At 38.9% G+C, this 21,437-nt stretch carries 15 protein-coding genes; 13 read left to right on the top strand and 2 right to left on the bottom strand.

The annotated features are described in order from the left end of the window. Positions 1-2 precede the first annotated feature (2 nt). From pyrF to H515_RS13040, 9 genes are all read left to right on the top strand, one after another. Positions 3-824, top strand: a complete 822-nt coding sequence (pyrF, locus tag H515_RS0105635; RefSeq protein WP_025876335.1) for an orotidine-5'-phosphate decarboxylase — start codon at positions 3-5, stop codon at positions 822-824. A 68-nt stretch (positions 825-892) separates the two neighbouring features. Continuing rightward, positions 893-2,113, top strand: a complete 1,221-nt coding sequence (locus H515_RS0105640; RefSeq protein ID WP_028901692.1) for an HD domain-containing protein — start codon at positions 893-895, stop codon at positions 2,111-2,113. A 42-nt stretch (positions 2,114-2,155) separates the two neighbouring features. Further along, positions 2,156-3,199, top strand: coding sequence for a UDP-3-O-(3-hydroxymyristoyl)glucosamine N-acyltransferase (gene lpxD / locus H515_RS0105645; RefSeq protein ID WP_025876337.1), 1,044 nt, complete (start codon positions 2,156-2,158; stop codon positions 3,197-3,199). A gap of 6 nt (positions 3,200-3,205) precedes the next feature. Next, positions 3,206-4,591, top strand: a complete 1,386-nt coding sequence (locus tag H515_RS0105650; protein WP_025876339.1) for a bifunctional UDP-3-O-[3-hydroxymyristoyl] N-acetylglucosamine deacetylase/3-hydroxyacyl-ACP dehydratase — start codon at positions 3,206-3,208, stop codon at positions 4,589-4,591. 13 nt (positions 4,592-4,604) lie between these two features. Next, positions 4,605-5,375, top strand: coding sequence for an acyl-ACP--UDP-N-acetylglucosamine O-acyltransferase (lpxA, locus tag H515_RS0105655; protein ID WP_025876345.1), 771 nt, complete (start codon positions 4,605-4,607; stop codon positions 5,373-5,375). An 8-nt stretch (positions 5,376-5,383) separates the two neighbouring features. After that, complete coding sequence (gene miaA, locus H515_RS0105660; RefSeq protein WP_025876347.1) at positions 5,384-6,295, top strand: tRNA (adenosine(37)-N6)-dimethylallyltransferase MiaA; 912 nt, start codon at positions 5,384-5,386, stop codon at positions 6,293-6,295. Positions 6,296-6,357: 62 nt separating this feature from the next. Then, positions 6,358-8,865, top strand: coding sequence for a transglycosylase domain-containing protein (locus H515_RS0105665; RefSeq protein ID WP_025876352.1), 2,508 nt, complete (start codon positions 6,358-6,360; stop codon positions 8,863-8,865). A gap of 6 nt (positions 8,866-8,871) precedes the next feature. Continuing rightward, positions 8,872-10,641 (top strand): AAA family ATPase, encoded by a 1,770-nt coding sequence (locus H515_RS0105670; RefSeq protein ID WP_025876353.1) that lies wholly within the window; start codon positions 8,872-8,874, stop codon positions 10,639-10,641. 14 nt (positions 10,642-10,655) lie between these two features. Continuing rightward, positions 10,656-11,186, top strand: coding sequence for a hypothetical protein (locus H515_RS13040; protein ID WP_051274683.1), 531 nt, complete (start codon positions 10,656-10,658; stop codon positions 11,184-11,186). A 506-nt stretch (positions 11,187-11,692) separates the two neighbouring features. Here the strand turns inward: H515_RS13040 and H515_RS0105685 are convergent. Beyond that, entirely contained in the window at positions 11,693-12,970 is a 1,278-nt protein-coding gene (locus tag H515_RS0105685; protein ID WP_025876356.1) for a DUF3078 domain-containing protein, read from the bottom strand. Positions 12,971-13,250: 280 nt separating this feature from the next. Further along, positions 13,251-13,415: a hypothetical protein gene (locus H515_RS14490; RefSeq protein WP_154653654.1), complete on the bottom strand. Its 165-nt coding sequence runs from the start codon at positions 13,413-13,415 to the stop codon at positions 13,251-13,253. Positions 13,416-13,578: 163 nt separating this feature from the next. Here H515_RS14490 and H515_RS0105695 point away from each other — a divergent pair, with 163 nt between their 5' ends. The 4 genes from H515_RS0105695 to H515_RS0105710 all read left to right on the top strand — a co-directional run bounded on the left by H515_RS0105695 (position 13,579) and on the right by H515_RS0105710 (position 20,971). After that, positions 13,579-15,186 carry a CTP synthase gene (locus H515_RS0105695; protein WP_028901693.1) on the top strand — a complete coding sequence of 536 codons (1,608 nt, stop codon included), beginning with the start codon at positions 13,579-13,581 and terminating at the stop codon, positions 15,184-15,186. Further along, positions 15,186-17,102, top strand: coding sequence for a membrane protein insertase YidC (yidC, locus tag H515_RS0105700; RefSeq protein ID WP_025876360.1), 1,917 nt, complete (start codon positions 15,186-15,188; stop codon positions 17,100-17,102). The genes H515_RS0105695 and yidC overlap by 1 nt, the downstream gene beginning before the upstream one ends. Before the next feature lie 2 nt (positions 17,103-17,104). Further along, positions 17,105-19,270, top strand: coding sequence for a dipeptidyl-peptidase Dpp5 (locus H515_RS0105705; protein WP_025876362.1), 2,166 nt, complete (start codon positions 17,105-17,107; stop codon positions 19,268-19,270). 81 nt (positions 19,271-19,351) lie between these two features. Next, positions 19,352-20,971, top strand: a complete 1,620-nt coding sequence (locus tag H515_RS0105710) for an MFS transporter (protein ID WP_028901694.1) — start codon at positions 19,352-19,354, stop codon at positions 20,969-20,971. Positions 20,972-21,437: the final 466 nt, after the last annotated feature.

Raw genomic sequence — 21,437 nt, forward strand, 5'->3', positions numbered from 1 at the left:
TTATGAATAGAAAACAATTAGTCGAACAAATCTTTGCCAAAAAGACATTCTTATGTGTTGGTCTTGACACAGACCTCACCAAGGTCCCAGAATTTATTCTACATGACGATAACCCAATATTTAGCTTTAACAAAGCTATCATTGACGCAACTGCTCAATATTGTGTGGCCTATAAACCCAATTTAGCATTTTATGAGTGCTATGGCTTAAAAGGAATCAGTGCCTTTGAAAAGACTATCAAATATTTGAAAAATAACTATCCCAATCATTTCATCATTGCAGATGCAAAACGCGGGGATATAGGAAACACCTCAAAAATGTATGCACACACCTTTTTCAAGGAATACGACCTTGACGCAGTCACAGTTGCTCCATACATGGGAGAAGACTCCATCAAACCATTTCTTGAATATGATGGCAAATGGGTTATACTCTTGGCATTGACCAGCAATAAGGGCAGTTCAGATTTCCAATTGTTTGAAGACAAGGACGGCTCTCGTCTTTTTGAACGTGTAATAACCAAATCTCAAGAATGGAGTACAACAAACAATCTAATGTATGTTGTGGGGGCAACACAAGGTCGCATGTTTGAGGACATCCGCAAGTTGGCTCCAGAAAATTTCCTCTTAGTCCCTGGTATTGGAGCACAAGGAGGTAGCCTACAAGAAGTTTGCAGATATGGTATGATCAAAGAATGTGGACTCCTTGTTAATTCTTCGAGAGGTATAATTTATGCCAGTAAGGATAAAGACTTTGCAGAAAAGGCAAGTATCAAGGCAAAGGAACTTCAAAAAGAAATGGAACAAGAACTTGCAAAACTGTGATTATTATCTGAAATATCAATATATAGATAAAGTTTTCCTTTAATTAAAGTGTACAGAAGAGTAAAAGAATGAACGACAACAAAATAATAAGCGATCCGGTCTTTGGTTTTATCCGCATACCGAAGGGCATTCTCCTTGACATTGTCAAGCATCCTTACATGCAACGTCTGGGCCGAATAAAACAGATGGGGCTTGCATCTGTTGTCTATCCAGGCGCTCAACATACACGATTTCAACATTCTATTGGTGCATTCCATTTGATGAGCGAAGCTATATTATCGCTCCAACATAAAGGAATTTTTATATTTGACAGTGAGGCTGAAGCTATCCAAGCTGCAATTCTAATGCACGATATTGGTCATGGTCCATTCTCCCATGTCCTTGAGAACACCCTGATACAAGGGATTTCACATGAAGAAATTTCCCTTATGATGATGAATCAGATCAATCAGGAAATGAATGGCGAATTAGGGCTCGCCATCAAAATATTCAAGGATGAGTATCCTAAACGTTTCTTACATCAACTCATCAGCAGCCAATTAGACATGGACCGGCTGGATTATCTGCGTAGAGACAGTTTCTTTTCAGGAGTTACCGAGGGAAATATCGGTTCTGCAAGAATAATAAAGATGTTGAATGTAGTAGATGACTCTTTAGTAGTTGATTCAAAAGGCATTTACTCAATAGAAAATTATCTGACCTCAAGGAGACTGATGTACTGGCAAGTCTATTTGCATAAGACAGCTGTCGGATATGAAAAAATTCTTGTTAATACATTGCTGAGAGCCAAAGAACTAGTAAGAAATGGCAAAAAACTTTTTGCATCACCTGCACTCAATTTCTTTCTTCAAAATAATGTCGATGCCAATTTCTTTTTAAATAATCCAGAAGCATTTAAAAAATATACATTATTAGATGACAGCGACTTATGGAGTGCTATAAAGGTTTGGCAAAACAGTGATGACAAAATACTCTCAATTCTGTCTTCTGACTTTATCAACCGTCATCTTTTCAAAGTTGAAATACACGAAGAGCCCATTTCTAACGATGTGGTTGAATACCATAAAAATATACTTTGCCAAAAGCTCAATGTTGAATATAATGACACAAAATATTTAATTGGAAATGATATTATACAAAAAGACATGTATGACATCAACGATGACCACATAAGTATTCTCTCAAAAGATGGTAAACTGAAAGATATAACTGATGCATCGGAAATTCTAAACATCGACCTCTTATCTAAAAAAATTCGTAAATATTATTTTTGTTATCATCGAATATGACAAAAGTTTGTTATCTTTGCAAAATTAAGTACAACTATAAGAATGGAATTTACTGCAAAGCAAATAGCACAATTCGTACAAGGTCGCATTGAAGCTGGTGATGAGAATATAAGCATCAATAACTTTTCAAAAATCGAAGAAGGTGAAAAGGGTTCTATCTCCTTCTTGGCTAATCCCAAATACACACACTACTTATACGATACGGAATGTTCTATTGTATTAGTAGATGAAAGTATTAATATTGATAAACCAACGAAAGCAACACTGATTCGCGTGAAAAACGCCAGAGATTGCGTTGCTAAATTACTCCAGTTATACGAAAATATGAAGCCTAAGAAGCAAGGTATTGATTCTTTAGCTTTTATTTCTTCAAAGGCAACGCTTGGTAAAAATGTATATATTGGTGCATTTGCTTACATTGGCGACAATGTTGTAATAGGCGACAATTCACAGATTTATCCTCATGCGACTATCATGGATAACTGTACTTTGGGAGATAATTGTATTATTTATCCTAATGTAAGTATCTATCATGACTGTAAATTAGGAAATAATATTATCATCCATTCAGGAGCAGTTGTTGGAGCGGACGGATTTGGGTTTGCTCCTAATCAGCAGACCCATGAATATGATAAAATTCCTCAAATAGGAATAGTCACAATTGAAGACAACGTGGAAATCGGTGCCAATACTTGCATTGACCGTTCAACAATGGGTAGTACATTCCTTCGTAAGGGGGTAAAATTAGATAACCTTGTCCAAATTGCACATAACAACGATATAGGTGAGAATACTGTTATGAGTGCCCAAGTAGGCATAGCGGGTTCAACCAAAGTTGGGCAATGGTGTATGTTCGGCGGACAAGTTGGTATTTCTGGCCACATCAAAATTGGAGACAAAGTTTTCCTCGGTGCCCAGTCTGGTGTTCCAAGTAGTCTTGAAAGCAACCAATCGCTTATTGGTACATTACCTATGAAACCTAAATCATACTTCAGGTCTCAAGCATTATTCCAGAGATTACCAGAGATGTACAAGCAATTGAATGCATTGCAAAATGAAATCGAAGAATTGAAAAAGAACAGATAATAAATAATGGAAACTACGAAGCAGAAGACTCTCAAGGGAAGTTTCTCTCTCTTTGGAAAAGGATTACATACAGGAGTAAGTTTGACTGTAACGTTTAATCCTGCACCTGACAATACTGGTTATAAAATCCAACGTATTGATTTAGACGATCAGCCTATTATAGATGCAGTAGCAGAAAACGTTGTCGACACTCAAAGGGGTACAGTCATAGCAAAAGGGGATGTACGTGTTAGTACCATTGAGCATGGTATGGCTGCCCTTTATTCAATGGGAATAGATAACTGTCTCATTCAGATTAACGGTCCAGAGTTTCCTATTCTTGATGGCTCTGCTGCATTGTATGTAGAAAAAATTAAGGAAGTAGGTATTGTTGATCAGAGCGCACCAAAAGATTATTATATAATCCGCAAGAAAATAGAGTACAAGGATGGTAACTCTATTATAACGATTCTCCCAGATGAGCAATTTTCTATAACAGCAATGTGCTCTTTCAACTCAAAATTCATCAGCAGTCAATTTGCTACATTGGACGTTATTGATAAATTTGCCGATGAGATTGCGCCTGCAAGAACATTTGTGTTTGTAAGAGATATAATGCCATTGCTTCAAGCCAACCTCATCAAAGGTGGTGACTTGGACAATGCAATAGTAATTTATGAGAAACAGGTTGATCAAAACACTTTGGACCAACTGGCTGACCTTCTAAAAGTTCCACATATCGATGCAAGTTCAATTGGCTACATTCAACACAAACCATTGATGTGGGATAACGAATGTACACGTCATAAATTATTAGATATCATTGGTGATGTTGCATTAATTGGAAAACCGATTAAGGGACGAATCGTTGCAACAAGGCCTGGACATACTGTCAATAATAAGTTTTCAAGGCTCTTACGGAAAGAAATCCGCAAACACGAAATCCAAGCTCCAATTTACGATCCGAATGATGAGCCGTTGATGGATAACATTCGAATCAGAGAATTACTTCCACATCGTTATCCAATGCAGTTGGTTGATAAAGTCATTGCAATGGGATCAACTAGTATCGTTGGAGTGAAGAATGTAACAAGTAATGAAGCTTTTTTTCAAGGTCATTTTCCCCAAGAACCAGTCATGCCAGGTGTACTTCAGATTGAGGCTATGGCACAATGTGGTGGCCTTCTCGTGCTCTCACAGGTGGAGGAACCAGAACATTGGTCAACCTATTTCCTAAAGATTGACAATGTGAAATTCCGGCAAAAGGTTGTACCTGGGGACACATTGCTTTTTAGAGTTGAGTTACTAAACCCTGTTAGACATGGAATAAGTTCGATGAAAGGTTATATGTTTGTTGGCGACCACGTAGTAGCTGAAGCCTCTTTCACTGCGCAGATAATCAAGAATAAATAAAATATACCACGAAATGAATAAGATTAGCCCAATGGCATTTGTTCATCCAAATGCCAAACTTGGAGAAAATAATATAATTGGCCCTTTCTGCTATATTGACGAAAATACAGTTATGGGTGATAACAATGTACTTCAAAATAGTGTAACCATTAATTATGGTGCAAGGATCGGCAACAACAACGAAATTTTCCCAGGGGCAAGCATATCTACCAAACCACAAGATTTAAAGTTCCAAGGTGAAGATACTATTTGTGAATTGGGCAATAATAATTCTATACGTGAGAACGTAACCATCTCCAGAGGAACAGCCTCAAAAGGAACGACAATTGTTGGCAATAATAATCTCCTCATGGAAAATATGCACATTGCGCATGATTGCATAATAGGTTCAAACACTATTATCGGCAATTCAACTAAATTTGCAGGTGAGGTCACAGTAGAGGATTTTGCTATCATTTCTGCAGAGGTTCTCTGCCATCAGTTTTGTAATATTGGCAGAAATGTGATGATTCAGGGCGGAAGTCGCTTTTCTCAAGACATCCCACCATATATAATAGCAGGGAAAGAGCCTATAAGATATGCTGGCATCAATATCATTGGGCTTCGCAGAAGGGGATTTACCAACGAACAAATTGATCACATACACAATGCCTATCGGATCCTTTACGGTGAAGGAACACGAGAGGAAAATATACAAAAGATAATAGAAACTTTGGAAATCACTGAAGAGATACAACATATAATCGACTTTGTCAGGGCTTCAAAACGCGGTATTATTAAATAGTTGCACTTTTGAAAACCCAGACTTTAATCGTAATAACAGGTCCTACGGGAGTTGGAAAGACAGAATTGGTATTACATATAGCAGAGCGTCTCGGAGTTCCTATTATCAATGCCGATTCAAGACAAATCTACAAAGAACTGCCTATAGGCACAGCTGCTCCATCGGCAGAACAATTGGAAAGAGTAAGTCACTATTTTGTAGGCACCCATCACATCACAGACTATTTTTCGGCAAGTTTATTCGAGAAAGAAGTATTGGACATCATGTCGAATAGCCCTGAATCCTCATTTATATTAAGTGGAGGCTCCATGATGTATATCGATGCCGTTTGCAATGGGATAGATGAGATGCCGACAATAGATGACAAAATACGAAATAAGCTGATGGAACGATTTGAGACAGAGGGTTTGGAATCACTTTGTGACGAACTAAAACAGATTGATCATAAACACTGGGAAATAGTTGATAGAAAAAATCCAAGAAGAGTAATCCATGCTTTGGAAATTTGTCATCAATCAGGAAAAACTTATACTTCATTCCGGCTGAAAAAAAACAAAGAACGCCCCTTCAAAATTGTTAAGATAGGCTTGAACAGAACAAGGGGGGAACTTTACAACCGAATCAATCAAAGAACAATAGAAATGATACAAAATGGTTTGATAGATGAGGCCATGAAAGTTTATCCATTCAAACACCTTAATTCACTCAACACTGTTGGATACAAAGAGATTTTCGAATATTTGGATGGACTTACGACATTAGATGAGGCAATATATAAAATTCAAAGTAATACACGAAAATATGCAAGAAAACAATTAACATGGTTCAAAAAGGATAATTCACTTCGGTGGTTTGATCCAAGTAATGTTGAAGAAATATTAAATTATATTATTAATGCAATTACCTTAATACCTAATTAAGTACTTTTGCGTTTTATATATATAGGGGTTTTAGATTTTAATTAGCATATTTTATTGATACAATGAAAGTTTTTTTTAAATTCATAAAAGAAATAATCAAGGGAATACGCAATTTTTTTCCTTGGTATATAAACTTGTATAAAGGCAGACCATGGTACACAAAAACTGCACTGTCTATAGTTTCGTTAATAGTTTCCATCTTTTTGTATTTTGGGATGGTTGATATAAACTTTCTTTGGCTTTTTGGCAAATCACCAGGATTTATAGAAATAAAAACGCCTCAAACTATTGCAGCATCCGAACTGTATAGTTCAGATTCCATATTAATTGGTAAATTCTTTAAGGAGAACCGTTCACCGGTTCAATATAAAGATGTCACTCCTTTCTTCTGGAAAGCGCTGATAAGCACAGAAGATGAAAGGTTTTATAGTCATCACGGAGTTGACTTCCTTGGGTTGGGAGGAGCATTGAAAGATGCGGTCACAAAGGATGGAGCACGTGGAGCATCTACAATTACACAGCAGCTTGCAAAAAACATGTTCAGAGTGCGCACGCAATATTCCACAGGTCTATTGGGTAAAATCCCAGGAATAAGAATGCTAATAATGAAGAGCAAAGAATGGATAATCTCACTCAAACTTGAGTTAATCTATTCTAAAAAAGAAATTCTGACAATGTATGCGAATACCGTTGATTTCGGTAACAATGCTTATGGAATAAAAACAGCTGCCAAGACATATTACAATACTACCCCTGCGAAATTATCAATCGACCAGGTTGCCACATTAGTTGGAATGTTGAAGGCTACAACTTATTATAATCCTATTTCAAATCCAAAAAATGCATTTGGGAGAAGGAATACTGTTCTATACAATATGATGACACACAATATGTTATCAAAGGCTGAGTATGATTCTATATCGCAGATACGAACAAAACTTGACGTCCATGTGGAGGAAAACTATGATGGACAGGCTCAATATTTCAGAGAATATATTGCGAGCTACCTAAAAGATTGGGCAAGTGATAATGGATACGACCTCTATAGTAGCGGTCTCAAAATTTATACTACAATCGATTCCCGAATGCAGAAATATGCGGAAGAGGCTGCCACCAAACAGATGCGAAAGATTCAACAAGACTTCAACAATCATTGGAGAGGAGAGGACCCTTGGCGAGATGAAAATGGACAATTAGTACCTGGATTCATTGAAGGCATTGCGGAGAAACAACCGTTCTACAAGAAACTGTTGGAAAAATATCCCAATCAGCCTGATAGTGTTTTGTATTATTTAAATAAGCCACATCCCGTAAAACTGTTTGACTATGAGAAGGGACACATTATCAAAGAGATGTCCTCACTAGATTCAATCAGATACATGGTAAAATTCATGCACTGTTCAATGATTGCGATGGAACCTCAGACTGGTGCTGTTAGAGCGTGGGTTGGAGATGTAGATTTCAAAACTTGGAAGTATGACAAGGTAACAGCTCAACGACAACCAGGCTCCACATTCAAACTTTTTGTTTATGCAGAGGCCATGAATCAAGGATTAACACCTTGCGACAAGCGGCGTGACGAATATATAACCATGCAAGTACCAGACAAAAAGACCGGACTTGTCAAGACATGGACGCCAAACAATGCAAGTGGCAGATTTTCGGGAGATTCTATTCCCCTAAAAAGTGCATTTGCACAGAGTATAAATTCTGTTGCTGTTCGACTTGGACAGGAAATGGGAATAAAGAACATCATCAGAACCGCCCAAGACATGGGTATAAAAAGTCCACTTGAGGATGAACCTTCATTAGCATTAGGGTCAAGCGATGTCAACTTGTTGGAAATGGCAAATGCCTATTGTACTGTTGCAAATGATGGTGAATATCACGAACCAGTAATTGTTACTAAAATTCTGGACCAAGATGGCAATGAGGTTTATGTTGCCCCAAAAGACACCAAGCAAGTGTTACAATATAAGAGCGCATTTTTCATGCAAAACCTGCTTAAAGCTGGTGTTACAGAAAGCAAAGGAACAAGTAGGAGCTTGAGGCAATATATATTCAACGATACTGACTGGGGAGGTAAAACGGGGACAACTAACAACCATTCTGACGCTTGGTTCATGGCTGTCAGTCCGAAGTTGGTGGTCGGTGCCTGGGTAGGTGGAGAATACCGAAGCATTCATTTCCGCACAGGAGCATTAGGGCAAGGATCAAAGACAGCATTACCAATATGTGGAAACTTCATCTATTCCATCATGCGTGACAATAAATTCAGGAAATACCACGCTAAATGGGAGTCTAATCCTGATGAAAATATTGACCTCGAGATGTATAACTGCCAAGAAGTGAAACCTCAAAGGCAAGAGCCAGACAGTTTGGAACTCTACTACAGAGAGCAACGGAAAGAACGAGATCAAGAAGATGAAGAGGAGAGCCCTGACGGGATGGAAGAAAAAGAGAATACGGGCATCGCATCGGACGAAGAGGCTCGCAAAACTATTCCGTCTGTTCCCAAACACCAGACTCCACCTATAAACCGCCCCAAGATAGAGCCAATAGAGAATTAAAATATAATGCCAAAAGAGAAAATTGACATTAATAAAATAGAATTGGACAATGAAGGTTTCAAAAAAGCCCTCCAAATTGTCCAATTCACACACAATTCTCTTTTTTTGACTGGAAAAGCTGGAACAGGGAAATCAACCTTCCTTAAATACATTGCCTCTACAACAAAAAAGAAACATATCATTTTAGCACCTACTGGCATTGCAGCAATCAATGCCGGTGGAACGACCCTACACAGCTTTTTCAAGCTTCCATTTCATCCGCTGCTACCAAACGACCAGCAATATTCAGTAAGACATATCAGGCAGACACTGAAGTACAATGGTGAAAAATCTAAACTCATCAGAGAAGTTGAACTTATCATTATTGATGAAATTAGCATGGTTAGGGCCGACATGATTGATTTTATCGATAAGATCCTCCGCATTTACAATCGCAACATGAAAGAAGCATTTGGAGGCAAGCAAATGCTCTTCGTTGGCGATGTCTATCAATTGGAGCCTGTCTTAAAAGCAGAAGACAGAAAGTTGCTACAAAATTTCTACCCAAGTAACTATTTCTTCGATGCAAAGGTGTTTCAGCAATTTCCCTTGGTCAGCATCGAACTTTCAAAAGTATATCGCCAAACAGATCCAACATTCATCTCTATACTTGACAGGATTCGAACCAACAATACGTCCGAATCTGACTTATCGCTTCTTAACCAACATGTACAGGAAACCGACCAAGAGAACGATACCAACGATAAAATGTCAATCACCTTATCCACAAGGCGAGATACTGTAGATTGGATTAATGCGCAAGAATTAGATAAGTTACCCGATGAAGCCGTAACCTTTAACGGAAACATTACAGGCGAATTTCCCGAAAGCAGTCTTCCCACATCAATGGAGCTATCATTAAAGGTGGGGGCACAAATAATGTTTATAAAAAACGATTCCGAAAAACAATGGGTCAATGGTACCATTGGAGTCATTATTGGTATTGACGAAGATGGAGGACTCCTGTATATCCACACAGAAGACGGAGAGAGCCTTCAGGTTCAAAGGGAGATGTGGGAAAACATTCGCTATCATTTCAATGAGCAAGAACAAAAAATCGAGGAGGAGCTGATTGGAACCTTTGTACAGTTCCCTATTAAATTGGCATGGGCCATTACCGTACATAAAAGCCAGGGATTGACTTTCAAAAATGTCGTAATTGATTTTTCTGGAGGAGTATTCGCTGGTGGGCAGGCCTATGTAGCCCTCTCAAGATGTACGAGATTAGAAGGCATCACCTTGCGCGAGCCAATTAAAAGAAAAGATATATTCGTAAAATCGGAAGTGGCTAATTTTGCTAAACACTTCAACAACGAAAGCATCATACAAGAGGCACTCAGTCAAAGTAAAGCCGACAAGGAATATTATGATGCAGCCAAGGCCTTTGACAAAGGAGATTTTGAGTCGTTTCTCGATAACTTCTTCCTGGCTATTCACAGTAGATATGACATTGAGAAGCCCGTCCCTAAGCGACTGTTAAGGCGCAAGTTGCACATCATCAACCAATTGAAGGAGGAGAATAAAAACATCAAGGAAAAATTCAATAAACAAAACGAGTTCCTGAAAAAACTTTCAATGGAATACGTTATCATGGGAAAAGAATGCGAAAGGGAGGGAATGAACCAAGCTGCAATAAATAACTACAAAAAAGCACTTGAACTCTGCCCGGAAAACCCAAAGCCCAAAAATAGAATAGCCAAACTTCTATCGCAAAATTCAGAAAATAGCAACCCCTAATATTCTATCAGACTATGCGTAATTTTTTATATCCGACCTTTAATGTAGCCGTGTTCTTTTGTATGACAGCAGTATTCACGGCATGCGACAATGGAAATATTCGCCATGCTCCTTCAGGAGACACTGTTGCAGCTAAAGCTTTTGCACCTATAGAAAATGACACAATCGTCCCAATTGATCTTAGACAAATTACAAAGATTGCCTTCCCAAAATACAGAATTCATAAAGAAGAACCAATTATCCCTGACTCTATGAGCCTCGCAGCTGATGAAGAAACCGTATCAGGCGGAAACTTCAAAGCAACACTCGTACTCGACACCATACCAACGAAGATTTTTTATGCCCTTGTTGACAGCGCGGCAAAAAAAGACACATGCTGGACCATCAATAAATTTGCATATATCTATGAATGCAAAGACAAACATAACGGCCAATACCAAGTAACATTCAGCAAAGGGAGCACACAAATCATTGTGACCCACATGAATGCGGACTTAGTAAAATCCAAGAGGGAAAAATTAAAACCTGAGAAGAAAAGGCACTAACATGATTGGCAATGTAATTTCTTTTCAACGAATTATTCTGACATCGTACCAGTAGTTTTGGAGACCGCAATACATATCATTAACTCATCTGTCTCGAAATTGAACTTTTCGAATTCAGCATTCTCTGTCATTCCCTTTGTTTGAACTTTACTATAATTCACTTCATCGGCCACCGTCTGTAAGCTCTTAACATTGGAATAGATCACACTTATCCTTACAGGAGTGCCTTTTGCATAACTCACTACAACCAAAAAGCCTGAACCTGAAGAATATTTCCACAACAGGTTTCTCCCCTATTCCACATCTCCTTTCGTGTAATAAACATCGTTCGATGCCTCTTTTGCCTCCCTCGAAAAGGAATAGCCTTTATCAATAATAACGTCCGACGACACACCTTACGTCAAAACTTTAACCACATCAAAACAAATTCACATCAGCATTCTGAGCCCGTGTGCTGATTGCTATCAGCAAGTCAACCGCAATAAATGATCTCTTTCGCATAATAATTAGAAACTATATTGAAAACCTATTGATGCAAATTCCTTCAACTGCCAATAGGCATGATGTCCGTCACGTGTCACACCATCATCGAATCGTGGATAAAGAAAAAATTTTGCACTTATATATTTATTAAACCTCAATGTAAAGGTGTTTTCCCATTCCAATTCTGCGCGTTTGTACGTTGTATAACCATACAATCTGGTTTTCCATGTCAATGCCTCCATCAATTTCCATTCCAGATCGACAGTAAATTCAGAACCATAATCATGCTTTACATGCCTATGCTCATCAATTCCCAAACGTCTGGCCAAGTCTTTCAGACGTGTGTATTTCATATTATAGGCCAAAGGAGCAAGATGAATATTGCCCTTTAACTTATGATTAAGCCAATCCACACTGTAGTCCATACCAAGAGACAGGTTTACATTCAAAGGGGCAAGAAAATCAGCATATAGAACTGGATCATTGGAACGATAGGAATGAGTGAATTGAGAGTAAGCAATCAACTGAACAGCGTAGTACCATTTCTTAGTCGCCTGTAACCCAAACTTAGATGTCAATCGAATCAGGTCCTCTGTAGTCTTGAAACTGTGAAGTGAATCTGATTTTGTGCGCTGCATTCCGAACTTCAACTCTAATCTATTCTCCCATTTGATTTTCTGTTTATTATTATAATTTGCCTCCATCAGTAGTGCAGCAAGTGCAGAGTAGTTGCTCTCACCACCTTTATACCAATTTCCAGATACATAATTTTGTAATATTTGCAATGAATAATCACCCTTGTAAGTCCAGAAATTAGGCTGCATAACCATAACTTCAACTGGAGCAACTTTAGATTCAACGGGGTTTGGAGCCACCTTATCCACAATTTCTACATCTTGACGTATGGGCTCTTCCACATCAACCTGCGATTCTTTTTGAGCCTTTAAATTGCGGTCGGTAGTACCTACTAAATAAGGGTTCTGTAAATAAATCGCCAAGAGATTATTGTCAATTTCATCATTGGAATCAATTGCAAAGGCATTGTGGACAATATCCCTATAATAGGTTGTTGGCAAAAAAAGTCGGGCCTCCTCAGAAATATCCTTCTTAAAGTGCTTGTATTTACCCGTCGAATCATTTAATATTCGTTTCCGCAACAGCAAAAGTGAATCAGTGTATGATTTTACCAATGAGCTTTCATTCGAAATATATGAACTGTAATTGATGTTATTTCCCAACTGAGCATAGGAAAAAAATGAAAAACTGAAAAGAATTAAAATCAAAAAGACCTTACGTATCATTTACTCTATTTTTTATGAGTACAAACTTACACAAAAAAAATGAAAAAGAACTATTTACACTCTAAAAACCAATAATCGCAGCCAAAACTCAAGAGTATATAATCAAAAAAACGGTCTATGTCACAACATTTCACATTCTTACCATAAAATCATCAATCCTGTATCCAATGTGACGTTATCGGTAATATGTCCAAATAAATTAAGTTTTGAATGTCATACTTGACATTTCTCTACAATTTGGCAACGGAACACAATATTACAGTAAATAACTGATAATCAATCAAATAACAATAGCATTCCCAAAGATAAGCTTTAAAAGGCTAAAAGGTAAGCTATTGTAATGCAAAAGCTCACCCATTACACCACAAAACATCATTGTAAATAGAATATAGATAATTATTTTTGCCAACACTTTTGTTATATTAGTAGGAATTACGTCTGCCATGATACAAGGCAATTCGATATAATTTTATCTATTGTTAAGATTTTTAGTTTTTTAGACAGAAAAAACAAAATAATAATAGTCCATATTCATAGTTTTTTACTAACTTTGCACTCTATTAGGATGTAAAAATCGTCTAATACAAATTTATATAAAAACTATCATCGTGACTGAAACAAAGTATATCTTCGTGACTGGTGGTGTGGTTTCCTCGCTTGGCAAAGGTATCATATCATCCTCAATAGGCAAACTTCTTCAAGCGAGAGGTTACAATATAACTATCCAGAAATTTGATCCATACATCAATATTGATCCTGGAACACTGAATCCCTACGAACATGGGGAGTGCTATGTTACGGCTGACGGAATGGAGACCGACCTCGACCTGGGGCACTACGAAAGATTTACGGGCATACAGACAACCAAATCCAACTCAATGACAACTGGACGAATCTACAAAAGTGTCATTGACAAGGAGCGCCGTGGAGATTATCTCGGAAAGACCATACAAGTTGTACCTCATGTTACAGATGAAATTAAGAGGAACATCAAGCTGTTAGGGCAGAAATTTCATTATGATTTTGTTATCACCGAAATTGGAGGAACAATAGGCGATATTGAGTCTGCACCCTATCTGGAGGCTATACGTCAGATGAAATGGGAATTGGGAAAAAGAGCCATCAACATTCATTTGACCTACATTCCTTACCTTCAGGCAGCTGGAGAGTTGAAGACTAAGCCAACTCAACATAGTGTCAAAGAGCTTCAGAGTGTCGGCATACAGCCTGATATTTTGGTTCTGAGAACTGACAAGCATATAGGCGACGACATAAGAAAGAAAGTCGCAGCATTCTGCAATGTTGATTTGGACTGTGTCGTACAGAGCGAGAATCTCCCAAGCATATATGAAGTTCCTGTAAACATGCAGAACCAAGGACTCGACGCAGCAATACTTCGCAAATGTGGAGAGGAAGTAAAACCAACTCCCGAACTTGGACCATGGAAAGCTTTCCTGGAACGCCAGCGCAAGGCAACACAGGAAGTCACCATTGGATTAGTTGGAAAATATGATTTGCAAGATGCTTATAAAAGTATCAGGGAAGGACTTCTCCAAGCCGGTACCTACAATGATCATAAGACCATCATCAAGTTTATCAATTCAGAGAATCTTACTGAAAAGAATATTGCAGAAAAGCTTGCCGGACTTGATGGAATCGTCATTTGCCCTGGATTTGGACAGAGAGGAATTGAAGGGAAGATTATTGCAGCTCATTACACCCGTACCAACAATATCCCCACTTTTGGGATATGCTTGGGTATGCAAATGATGGTGATAGAATTTGCCCGCAATGTTCTTGGATACACCGATGCCAATTCTCGAGAAATTGATGAAAAGACCACCCACAACGTTATAGACATTATGGAGGAGCAGAAAAACATCACCAATATGGGCGGAACCATGAGATTGGGTGCTTACGAATGCGCTATAAAACAAAATTCACGCACGTTCAATATCTATAATCAGGAATTCATTCAGGAACGCCATAGACATAGATATGAGTTCAATAATGAATATGAAAAGGAATACGAAAAGAACGGAATGATGTGCGTTGGTCGTAATCCGGAAAGTGGCCTCATAGAGATTGTTGAAATTCCATCATTGAAATGGTATATTGGAACACAGTTCCATCCTGAATACCAATCAACAGTGCTAAAACCTCACCCACTCTTTCTCGATTTTATAAAGACTGCAATTGAAAATAAGAAAAAATAATGGATAAGAATACTATCGTTGGGTTTGTACTGATAGCCCTTGTACTTTTTGGTTTCGCATGGTGGCAACAACCATCAGCTGAAGAATTGGAAAAACAACGCATAGAACTTAGGAAAGACTCTATTGCAAAAAAAGCACAGGCCGACAAGAACAATGCAAAGATGAAAGCTGGTATGTTGGCTGAGCATAAGACAGACTCTACTGCTTTGTTCTATTCAGCGCTGAACGGCAATGCAAAGGATATCATCCTGAAAAACGACAAGGTTGAGCTTACACTCAACACTAAGGGGGGCATTGTCAAAAAGGCTGTTATAAAGAATTACATCGGGCATAATATAGCTGTAAGAGACGGTTCTAAGGATGATAAAAACGTTACTCTTTTCTCAGGAGACGACCAGAACTTAAACTTCATGCTATCAGCTAAGGAAGATAATATTGAGACGAAAAACTTATATTTCACTCCTTCAAATATTTCGGATTCCACACTTACCCTTACAGCCAGTGCAGGCGATGGAAAATCTATCACACTAAACTATAAGCTTGAAAAAGATTATATGTTGCAACTCAGCCTTCAGACTTCTGGTATGGCTGGGATGTTTAAGCCCGGAGAGAACCAATTACTCGTTGAATGGAATGACAAATGTAAACAACAGGAAAGAGGTTTCACATTTGAGAACCGGTATGCAACATTAACCTACAAAGAGCAAGATGGTAGCACAGACTATCTGAGTGAAACTACTGAAAAAGAAGAAGTAACAGAAAAGCCTCTTGATTGGATTGCATTCAAAAATCAGTTCTTCTCTGCGGTGATTATTTCAAAAGACGGTTTCTCAACAGGGGCAAAACTAAAAAGTGTCCCTATGGAGAAAGGCTCTCACTATTTGAAACAATACCATGCCAATATGGCTACAGCGTTTGACCCATCGGGAAAGAATGCCTCAGAATTTAAGTTCTATTTCGGACCGAATGATTTCCGTTTACTAAATAATATTAAATCGGAAAGAACATTCGGTAAAGATTTAGAAATGCAACGCCTTGTATATCTTGGATGGCCGTTGTTCAGAATCATCAACAGATGGTTCACTATATACGTCTTTGATTGGTTGAGCAAAATATTCCCAATGGGAGTTGTGCTCATTCTCATAACGTTATTGCTGAAAGTTATAACCTTCCCAATGGTCAAGAAGAGTTATATGAGTTCGGCCAAGATGCGTGTCCTCAAACCAAAACTCGACGAAGCTACGAAACAATATAACAAACCTGAAGATCAAATGCAAAAGCAGCAAGCGATGATGCAGATGTATTCAGAATATGGGGTAAGTCCCTTATCGGGATGTTTACCAATGTTGATTCAGATGCCCATCTGGATTGCCATGTTCAATTTTGTACCTAATGCCATCCAGCTTCGAGGAGAGAAGTTCCTATGGATGAATGATTTAAGCACATACGACCCAATTATAACATGGGGTAAAAACCTTTGGATGATTGGAGACCATATCTCCTTGACCTGTATCCTGTTCTGTTCTGCAAATATTCTTTATTCATGGTTTACCATGCAACAGCAAAAGGATCAAATGGTTGGGCAACAAGCAGAACAAATGAAGATGATGCAATGGATGATGTATCTCATGCCTCTTTTCTTCTTCTTCATGTTCAATGACTACTCTTCGGGTTTGAATTTTTATTATTTCATATCATTGTTCTTCTCAGCAGCTATCATGTGGACGCTTCGTAAGACTACAGACGACGAAAAACTTCTGTCGCTCCTTGAGGCACGGAGAATAGAAAACAAGAAGAATCCTAAAAAACTAACAGGATTGGCCGCACGTATGCAAGCACTACAAGAGATGCAGAAGAGGCAACAGGAAGATCTGAAAAGAAAACAAGAAGACCTAAACCGAAAAAAAAGACAATAACTATGAACAAAAGCATTTCAATCGCAATTGCAGCATCATTACTTATGAACAGTGGAATTGCAAATGCCCAAGATGTTAACATCGGAAAGAATAATATTACTCTAAACAGTGATGTTATGACTCCCGAAACACTGTGGGCAATGGGTAGAATAGCACATGCTCAGGCTTCACCTGACGGTAGCAAAATCGTCTATCAAGTTGGTTACTACAGCGTGAAAGAGGACAAGGGACACCAAGTTCTTTGCATGATGGATGCCAACGGACAAAACGTACGCCAACTCACTTCGTCGGCTACAAGCGAAAGTAGCGCAGCATGGTTGGATAATACAACCATTGCCTTTCTTTCAGAAGGACAGATTTGGACAATGAAGAGCGATGGTTCAGCAAGAAAGAAACTGACCAACTCTGAAACAGAAATTGAAGGTTTCCTCTTTTCGCCTGACAGAAGCAAGGTTATTCTGATCAAGAGCACCCCTTATTATGGGACTATCAATAAGAAACCTGCCGACCTGCCAAAGACAACTGGTCTTGTCATTACAGACATGAACTACCGACACTGGGATCACTATGTACAGACCATCGCACATCCTTATTTGGCAGATGTTACAACACAAGGTATCGGAGAGGGATACGATATTCTCGAAGGTGAACCTTTTGAAAGCCCATTGGCGCCATTCGGGGGATCAGAGCAATTTGCTTGGAGCAATGATTCCAAGAAGATTGCATATACTTGCAGGAAGAAAGAAGGTGTGAAATATGCAACCTCAACAGACTCTGATATATTCTTGTACGACCTAGCATCAAAGACAACAAAGAATCTTTGCAAGCCTGAAGGTTATGTAAATCCTGAAACTGATTGTACTAAGAGCCTGCGCAACCAGGCAGTCAATCATCAAGAAAGAGATATGAACGTCGGCTATGATGTCAATCCAAGCTTCTCTCCTGATGGAAAATACATAGCTTGGCAAAGTATGAAGAACGATGGCTATGAGAGTGACAGAAATCGCCTTTGCGTTTATGAGTTTGCTACTGGCAAGAAAACATACGTTACAGAAAAATTCGATTCGAATGTAGATAACTTCGTTTGGGCACCAAACTCCAAGGACTTATACTTCGTCGGATGCTGGCATGCTACCATCAATGCCTATCAGACTAATTTAAAAGGCGAAGTAAAGCAGCTTACTGAAGGTCAGCACAACTACGTCTCTATTGACTTGTTGGGCAATTCAGGAAAAAAACTTCTTGCATTGCGCCAGAGTATGTCGCAGGCAAACGAAATATTCGCTATCACTCCTGCAAAGAAAGAAAAAGCTAGCACACAAACACAGCTCAGCTTCGAGAATAAACATATCTATGATCAGCTTGCTTTAGGCGAAGTTCACGACCGTTGGGTAAAAACCACCGATGGAAAGGACATGCAAGTATGGGTCATCACTCCACCGCATTTCGATCCTAACAAGAAATATCCTACCTTATTATATTGTGAAGGTGGCCCACAAAGTCCAGTGTCACAATTCTGGAGTTTCCGTTGGAACTTCCAAATCATGGCAGCACATGGCTATGTTATCATTGCACCGAACCGTCGGGGACTCCCAGGATATGGAAGTGAATGGAATGAGATGATTAGCCGTGATTGGACTGGTCAGTGCATGAAAGACTATCTTTCCGCTATTGACGATGCAGCTGCTAATCTTCCTTATGTTGATAAGGATAGAATGGGTGCTGTTGGCGCATCCTTCGGTGGCTTTTCAGTCTATTATCTGGCTGGACACCATGATAAGCGCTTCAAGTGTTTTATCTCACATGATGGCGCTTTCAACCTCGATGCAATGTACACAGAAACAGAAGAAGGTTGGTTCAGCAACTGGGAATACGATGACGCCTATTGGAATAAGGACCAGACAGAAGCTGCAAGACGCACCTACGCGAATAGTCCGCACAACATGGTGGATAAATGGGATACTCCCATCCTTTGCATACATGGTGAAAAAGACTACCGCATCAATGCAACGCAAGGTATGAGCGCATTTAACGCAGCTAGATTGAAAGGCATTCCAGCAGAGCTCTTGCTCTTCCCTGATGAGAATCACTGGGTTTTGAAACCACAGAATGGTATACTTTGGCAACGCACTTTCTTCAATTGGCTTGATCGTTGGCTAAAGAAATAATTACAAGAATGTATTTAGCCGCTTTGCGGCTAAATGCTTCTATATAAATATTTTATTACGAATAAATTTACTTAAAATATTATGTCAGACCAAATTAAAACACTAAGAGACTCTGCAGCAATGCGCTGGACAGCTCTCTTGCTTTTATCATTGGCAATGTTTTGTGCCTATATCTTTGTGGACATCCTCTCTCCTATCAAGGACCTTATGGAGACTCAAAGACACTGGGACTCAACCGCATTTGGAACGATGCAAGGTGCAGAAACATTCCTCAATGTATTCGTATTCTTTCTCATCTTTGCTGGTATCATCCTTGACAAGATGGGTGTTCGTTTCACGGCAGTTTTATCGGGCTGTGTAATGCTCACCGGTGCTTTGATCAAATATTTTGCCATCAGTGAGGCATTCATCGGCTCAAGTCTTGAAACTTGGTTTACAGAAAACCTAAACTATATTCCAGGCTTTGACGAACTCGGCGTTTCACCCTTCTATGGGGGTATGCCCGCTTCCGCTAAAGTAGCCGCAATCGGCTTTATGATTTTCGGTTGCGGAACAGAGATGGCTGGTATCATGGTTTCTCGCGGAATCGTAAAATGGTTCAAAGGACGCGAAATGGCATTGGCTATGGGTTCAGAGATGGCCTTTGCACGTTTAGGTGTTGCAACTTGTATGATTTTCTCGCCCTTCTTTGCCAAATTAGGTGGTCACATTGATGTTTCTCGTTCTGTTGCATTCGGTGTTGTACTGATTTGTATTGCCCTTATGATGTTTGTAGTATACTTCTTTATGGACAAGAAGCTCGACTCACAAACTGGCGAAGCTGAAGAGAAAGACGATCCATTCAAAATCAGCGACCTTGGAAAGATTCTTACCAGCATGGGCTTCTGGCTCGTTGCATTACTTTGCGTACTCTATTATTCGGCAATCTTCCCATTCCAAAAGTACGCTGTAAATATGCTTCAGTGCAACCTCACGTTCAATAACATTCCTGCAGACTCATTCTGGGCTTCCCCAAGCGTGACATTTATCCAATACTTTATCATGTTAGCTGTCGCAGCGACAGCATTTGGCTTCAACTTCATGAAAAACAAGACTGTTAAATACATGATGATGACAACGTCAGTGGTATGCCTTATCGCCTATTGCTATATGGGATACATGCGTCAATCAGCTGAATCCATCTTTGCAGTATTCCCACTCTTGGCAGTAGGTATCACGCCTATCCTCGGCAACTATGTTGACCACAAGGGTAAGGCTGCATCCATGCTTATCTTAGGTTCGATTCTTCTGATTATATGCCATCTTACATTTGCTTTCGTTCTCCCATTGTTCAAAGAGAGCCAAGTAGGGGGCGTTATGGTAGCCTACCTCACTATCCTCGTATTGGGTGCTTCATTCTCATTGGTTCCGGCATCTTTGTGGCCAAGTGTTCCAAAGTTGGTGGATGCAAAAATCATCGGTTCTGCCTACGCACTGATTTTCTGGATTCAGAATATAGGTTTGTGGCTCTTTCCAATGCTCATCGGCAAGGTACTCAACAATTCTAACAAAGGTATAACCGACCCAACTAAATACGACTATACAAATCCGCTTCTCATGTTGGCAAGCCTTGGTATCATAGCGCTAGCCATCGGTCTTATCTTGAAGGTTGTTGACAAGAAGAAGCACCTCGGACTTGAAGAACCAAATATCAAGGAGTAAATCCATTTCTCTATTTACTTTGTAACAAAAGAATAGATATAGATAAAAATATTGCTGTCCTGTAAGATTCAAAAGGACATGATAATCTTGCTCGAAGCCCTTTATTATCGGACTTCGAGCTTTCTTTTTCAAAAGTAAGCAACCTTCAAAAAGCGATGGTTCAGGTATTGATTTTTATCGCTCTTTGACAAGGATTTTGGTACTGTCTTATAAAAGTGTGTAAGCTTCTTTTTTCTTATCTTTGTATTTGTAAACTATAAAAAAGAAAAAAATTATTGCTGTCCGGTAAAACTTTTTCAAACAAAATAAATTAGGGCTGACATATCTCACGAGGTATCAGCCCTTTTGGTTATCTTTGTTTTCTCAATATAAGGTACTGTCCTATAAAAGTGTGTAAGCTCCTTTTTTCTTATCTTTGTATTTGTAAACCATAAAAAAGAAAAAAATGAAACTTACACATTCGCAA

Source organism: Prevotella corporis DSM 18810 = JCM 8529 (assembly GCF_000430525.1).
Taxonomy (GTDB): Bacteria; Bacteroidota; Bacteroidia; order Bacteroidales; family Bacteroidaceae; genus Prevotella; species Prevotella corporis.

Bases quoted from the DNA above. Each gene is read 5' to 3' on its own strand.
- H515_RS0105670 (WP_025876353.1), top strand. From the start codon at position 8,872: ATGCCAAAAGAGAAAATTGACATTAATAAAATAGAATTGGACAATGAA.
- H515_RS0105650 (WP_025876339.1), top strand. From the start codon at position 3,206: ATGGAAACTACGAAGCAGAAGACTCTCAAGGGAAGTTTCTCTCTCTTT.
- lpxD (WP_025876337.1), top strand. From the start codon at position 2,156: ATGGAATTTACTGCAAAGCAAATAGCACAATTCGTACAAGGTCGCATT.
- H515_RS0105705 (WP_025876362.1), top strand. From the start codon at position 17,105: ATGAACAAAAGCATTTCAATCGCAATTGCAGCATCATTACTTATGAAC.
- lpxA (WP_025876345.1), top strand. From the start codon at position 4,605: ATGAATAAGATTAGCCCAATGGCATTTGTTCATCCAAATGCCAAACTT.
- pyrF (WP_025876335.1), top strand. From the start codon at position 3: ATGAATAGAAAACAATTAGTCGAACAAATCTTTGCCAAAAAGACATTC.
- H515_RS0105640 (WP_028901692.1), top strand. From the start codon at position 893: ATGAACGACAACAAAATAATAAGCGATCCGGTCTTTGGTTTTATCCGC.
- H515_RS0105665 (WP_025876352.1), top strand. From the start codon at position 6,358: ATGAAAGTTTTTTTTAAATTCATAAAAGAAATAATCAAGGGAATACGC.
- H515_RS13040 (WP_051274683.1), top strand. From the start codon at position 10,656: ATGCGTAATTTTTTATATCCGACCTTTAATGTAGCCGTGTTCTTTTGT.
- yidC (WP_025876360.1), top strand. From the start codon at position 15,186: ATGGATAAGAATACTATCGTTGGGTTTGTACTGATAGCCCTTGTACTT.
- H515_RS0105710 (WP_028901694.1), top strand. From the start codon at position 19,352: ATGTCAGACCAAATTAAAACACTAAGAGACTCTGCAGCAATGCGCTGG.
- H515_RS14490 (WP_154653654.1), bottom strand. From the start codon at position 13,415: ATGGCAGACGTAATTCCTACTAATATAACAAAAGTGTTGGCAAAAATA.
- H515_RS0105685 (WP_025876356.1), bottom strand. From the start codon at position 12,970: ATGATACGTAAGGTCTTTTTGATTTTAATTCTTTTCAGTTTTTCATTT.